This window comes from Lishizhenia sp., assembly GCF_057456495.1.
In genome coordinates this window covers 1-4,219 of record NZ_JBVCPV010000221.1, presented here as the reverse complement: position 1 = coordinate 4,219, position 4,219 = coordinate 1, and the positions used below count along the sequence as shown (strand labels likewise).

Sequence of the window (4,219 nt, the reverse complement as noted above, 5' to 3'; positions counted from 1 at the left end):
GTTCATTAGTAATTCAATTCCTTGATAACGGGGAAATTGTCACGGAAAAATGAAAAATAAAACTCTAAAATACACCCTCAAAAACAACAAAACCCTCTCAAAATGAGAGGGTTTTAGTAAAGTGTACCCGAAACGCAACATTTATCGAACTTTTCCATCACTGATGACCTTAAATTAATTGAGGAATTTGGACAAAATTTTCTGCTTTGCGTGGTATAGAGATGGTTAATTCCCACCAATACTTCAATAAATAAGATTCAAAACAAAACTGTAAACAAGTTAAATACACAAACTACTTAATTAAATGAATTACACCTACATTTTTCAAAGGACAACCTTCCCTTTCCTCTACAATATAATAGACCCCTGAACAGACAACTTTCTTATTTTCATCCTTACCATCCCAACTAAATCCATTCTCTTCAGATAATTTAACTACGGTATTCCCCCACCTGTTCAGAACATATATAGCTTCTAATTCTGATATATCACCATTTGGATTCCAAAAATCATTTTTACCATCGTTATTAGGAGTAAAAACATTGGGATAATCGGACTTAAATTCATCACATGTACTTAATAATGAAACATTAACATTGTCCAAAAAATAATAGGGAGCTGAAAAATAATTGTAATCTTTAATTTTCATCCAGTCCATAGAGATATCATTTGCAAAAACTCCTATGGTTAAAAATTTCTCGCCTCCTTGTGCCAAAAGTGTGTCTATCAATAATACCCACGAACTATCTTCAGAAATGATCGATTGTGAATTAAAATTAATTTGAGGTATAACATTTAAATTCAACCAATCAGATGAAGTAAGACTATCTACTGATAAATATGCCGCAAAATTATTACAAGCAAAATCACAACTATCGGCTAAAGAAATATTCAAACTCACGGTGTAAAATTCATCTTTTATCAATTGTTCGTTTAACTTTACTTGAATGTATTCTCTAACGTTCGTTCCGCTAAAATCACTTAAATGAAATCCAACATAAGCAGAACCATCAGATGCTTCTTGGTTCCCCAATATGTTGTAAGGAACCCCCATTTCCAGAGTGGAGCAATCATTAAAATAATCGGGTGACCCCAAAGTTGGGCTATACCAATCTTTCACAAAAAAATCACCCAAATATTGAGGACAACTATCATGTTCCTCAAAACTCGGATTAGGCACTAAATTTTGTCCAAAAGCTGAAAAGAATATTTGGGCAATCACTAAAAAGAAAAAAGATTTTTTCATTGTTAGGCATCACTTAGTTAATATGAAGTCAATTTAAGGGATTCCAAATAATTAGACAAAATTATTTTTAAGCTTTTTGAGATCGATAACAAACCCTCAAAAACAACAAAACCCTCTCAAAATGAGAGGGTTTTAGTAAAGTGTACCTAGGGTGGGAATCGAACCCACACTCCCGAAAGAACTGGATTTTGAATCCAGCGCGTCTACCAATTCCGCCACCTAGGCGTTTGCGAATTGCGATTGCAAAAATAGTAAATTCTTTTAATAGATTACTAATCTTTGAGATTTATTTTAAGATAAAATAAAGTCACCACCACAAGCCTTTTGTTTTCAAGCATTAAAAAAGGGTGAACCTAAGGTCCACCCTTCTTATGTAAACAAAAACCAGCTTATTTATTTAAAACCAATTTTAAATCGAATGCTACTTCTGATGACACGTGCCCGTTAGTTTTATCTTCTGGATTTGTGTATGGTAATGCATCTCCGAAATCAACTGCGAAAGAACTCTCTAATGTCATTGTTCCTTCAGCATCAGTTGTACTAACGTTGATGTCTTGTGTAAATTCTTGTCCTACTGCAGTGATAGTAATGTTCATTACATCTCCTGAGAAAGAGTTTACTTTTACGTCTGTTGCAGGGAATTCTGGGACGTTAAAGAACGTAGAGTCAGATAAGTGACCTACTAAGTTTCCATTCTTCTCTGCGTCCTCAACATCACTGTTAGAGATAGACGTCATATCTACTTTAAAAGATCCTGAAACAAACTCTTCACCTTTCATAGTTAAAGATCCTTCAGATACTTTAATTGCTCCATTGTGACTTCTTTGGATTTCACCTTCTTTTACCCATGAACCTGTCCAGTTCAAAGTTGTAGCTTCAGCGTCTAAGTTGTAAGTAACTTCTTCAACAACTGGAGTTTCAACAGCATCTGCAGCCGTTTCTTCTACTTTTTCTCCTTCACTTGTACAAGCTGTAGTAGCTAAAGCTGCAAAGGCAAATGCAGCAACATAAAACTTTTTCATAGTCTTCTTTGATTTTTTTATTTAGGCAAAAATAACATTATTTAGTTACCCGGGTAATATATGTAATGAAATATTTTAACCTTGGGTGAATTTTTATCGCTTAGAAGACAATTCAAAACGCACTCCTACATCGAAATCATTATATTTATCAGCTCATCCAATGTTTATGTTAGAACTCGATAGTATATACAAATCCTTTTACCGTAAAAGAGCGGTTTCCGATATCAGTCTGAAGGTGAAAGAAGGTGAAATTTACGGACTCCTCGGTCCTAACGGTGCAGGTAAATCTACCCTTATCCGTATCATCAATAAAATTATCCAACAAGACAAAGGTTTTATCAGTTTCAAAGGACAAATATTATCCACCAAACATTTGAATGAAATTGGGTATTTACCCGAAGAACGCGGTTTGTATAAAAGTATGACCGTGGAAGAGCATGCTGTATTTCTAGGTAGACTGCGAGGCTTGAGTAAAACAGATGCAAAAGAAAGTCTGCGCTACTGGTTAGAAAAGTTTGAGATTGAAGCTTGGAAACACAAAAGAATTGAAGAACTTTCGAAAGGAATGGCACAAAAAGTACAATTCATATGTACCGTGTTGCACAAACCTCATTTACTAATTTTGGATGAACCTTTTAGTGGATTTGATCCTATCAACATAGAGTTAATTCGTAAAGAATTGAAACAAATGCGTGCGGATGGGAAAAGCATTATTCTCTCAACGCACAACATGAAAAGTGTGGAGGAAATTTGTGACAGAGGTATGATCTTACATCAAGGAGAAAAGAAATTAGAAGGAAATATTACAACGCTTAGAGAAGACAAGAAAGAAGGAATTTTCTCTATTCAATTCCAAGGGAACATGATAGCTTTTGCCAATGCACTTTGGACAGGTTATGAAATTGTAGACAAAGAAGTACTTGCGGACAATAGATTTATTGTGCGTTTAAAAATGCGTGGAGAAAATGAATTCAACGATCTTCTAGCAACGCTCATTCCCCATGTTAAAATTGAAAAAGCCGAAGAAATTCTACCAAGTATGGAAGATGTATTTATAAAAGAAGTAAACGGACCTCAAAACACGTCAGATGAAGCATAGTTGGTTAATTGCAATGAGAGAATTGAAGGAACGTGTAAAATCTAGATCCTTCGTTTTAATGGCCTTGTTAGGTCCTATATTGGTATTAGGTCTCACCTACTTGTTATTCGCGTTGGGCGGAAGTGAAAAGAAAGTACTGAATGTTTTGATCATGGATCCCCAAGAAATTATGTCGGGAAAAATTATGCCCAAAGAAGATCCTAACATTAAATACAGTTTCACCAATACCTACGTAGATTTTGAAGAATTTGCAAAATACGAAGAATACAAACCCTTCGATATAGGTGTAGAATTAAATGAGAAGGTGCTTTCTAACAAACACATCAAAGTGATGTATAGGGAAACACCCTCAGAACGTGTAAAATCAAAAATTCAATATCAAGTAGAACGAAGGTTTGAAGAAATATTGGTAAAAGAATTCACACAGTTAAGTGTTCAGAAATTCAGGGAGATCAAACAACCCATGCAGTTTCATTTCTTTAACGTCTACGACCCAAAAAATACAGATTCTAAACTTTCTGCCTGGGCGGGTTACTTCTTCGGACTCATCATTATTTTGTTCATTTTCCTGTTTGGAATGACGATTTTACGAAGCGTATCCAAAGAAAAATCTAACCGCATCGTGGAAGTAATTTTAGCTTCAGCCAGTGCCCGACAATTACTCGTTGGTAAGGTTATAGGTATTGGAATTTCGGCACTGTTACAGTTCATTTTATGGAGCATTATTATTGGAACAGGGCTCTTTATCTTAAGAGAAACAGTTTTTATAGATTTACTCGACCCTAGTAATTTCAATGCCCAACAAATGACCGCAGAAATTGCTCAAGCCAGCATGCAAGAAAAACTGTTTGC

At 35.0% G+C, this 4,219-nt stretch carries 4 protein-coding genes and 1 tRNA gene; 2 read left to right on the top strand and 3 right to left on the bottom strand.

What is annotated here, in order from left to right:
• Positions 1-292: 292 nt before the first annotated feature.
• The 3 genes from AC22ZQ_RS12880 to AC22ZQ_RS12870 all read right to left on the bottom strand — a co-directional run bounded on the left by AC22ZQ_RS12880 (position 293) and on the right by AC22ZQ_RS12870 (position 2,268).
• Positions 293-1,246, bottom strand: a complete 954-nt coding sequence (locus AC22ZQ_RS12880; RefSeq protein WP_318959173.1) for a T9SS type B sorting domain-containing protein — start codon at positions 1,244-1,246, stop codon at positions 293-295.
• Between the two features lie 143 nt (positions 1,247-1,389).
• Positions 1,390-1,471, bottom strand: a tRNA-Leu gene (locus AC22ZQ_RS12875).
• Between the two features lie 164 nt (positions 1,472-1,635).
• Entirely contained in the window at positions 1,636-2,268 is a 633-nt protein-coding gene (locus AC22ZQ_RS12870; protein ID WP_318959172.1) for a YceI family protein, read from the bottom strand.
• Between the two features lie 166 nt (positions 2,269-2,434).
• Here AC22ZQ_RS12870 and AC22ZQ_RS12865 point away from each other — a divergent pair, with 166 nt between their 5' ends.
• Together AC22ZQ_RS12865 and AC22ZQ_RS12860 are read left to right on the top strand one after the other, a co-directional pair.
• Positions 2,435-3,367 carry an ABC transporter ATP-binding protein gene (locus AC22ZQ_RS12865; protein ID WP_318959171.1) on the top strand — a complete coding sequence of 311 codons (933 nt, stop codon included), beginning with the start codon at positions 2,435-2,437 and terminating at the stop codon, positions 3,365-3,367.
• On the top strand, positions 3,357-4,219 hold an 863-nt coding region (locus AC22ZQ_RS12860), incomplete at its 3' end, for an ABC transporter permease (protein ID WP_318959170.1). The genes AC22ZQ_RS12865 and AC22ZQ_RS12860, both read left to right, overlap by 11 nt.

Bases quoted from the DNA above. Each gene is read 5' to 3' on its own strand.
- AC22ZQ_RS12880 (WP_318959173.1), bottom strand. From the start codon at position 1,246: ATGAAAAAATCTTTTTTCTTTTTAGTGATTGCCCAAATATTCTTTTCA.
- AC22ZQ_RS12870 (WP_318959172.1), bottom strand. From the start codon at position 2,268: ATGAAAAAGTTTTATGTTGCTGCATTTGCCTTTGCAGCTTTAGCTACT.
- AC22ZQ_RS12865 (WP_318959171.1), top strand. From the start codon at position 2,435: ATGTTAGAACTCGATAGTATATACAAATCCTTTTACCGTAAAAGAGCG.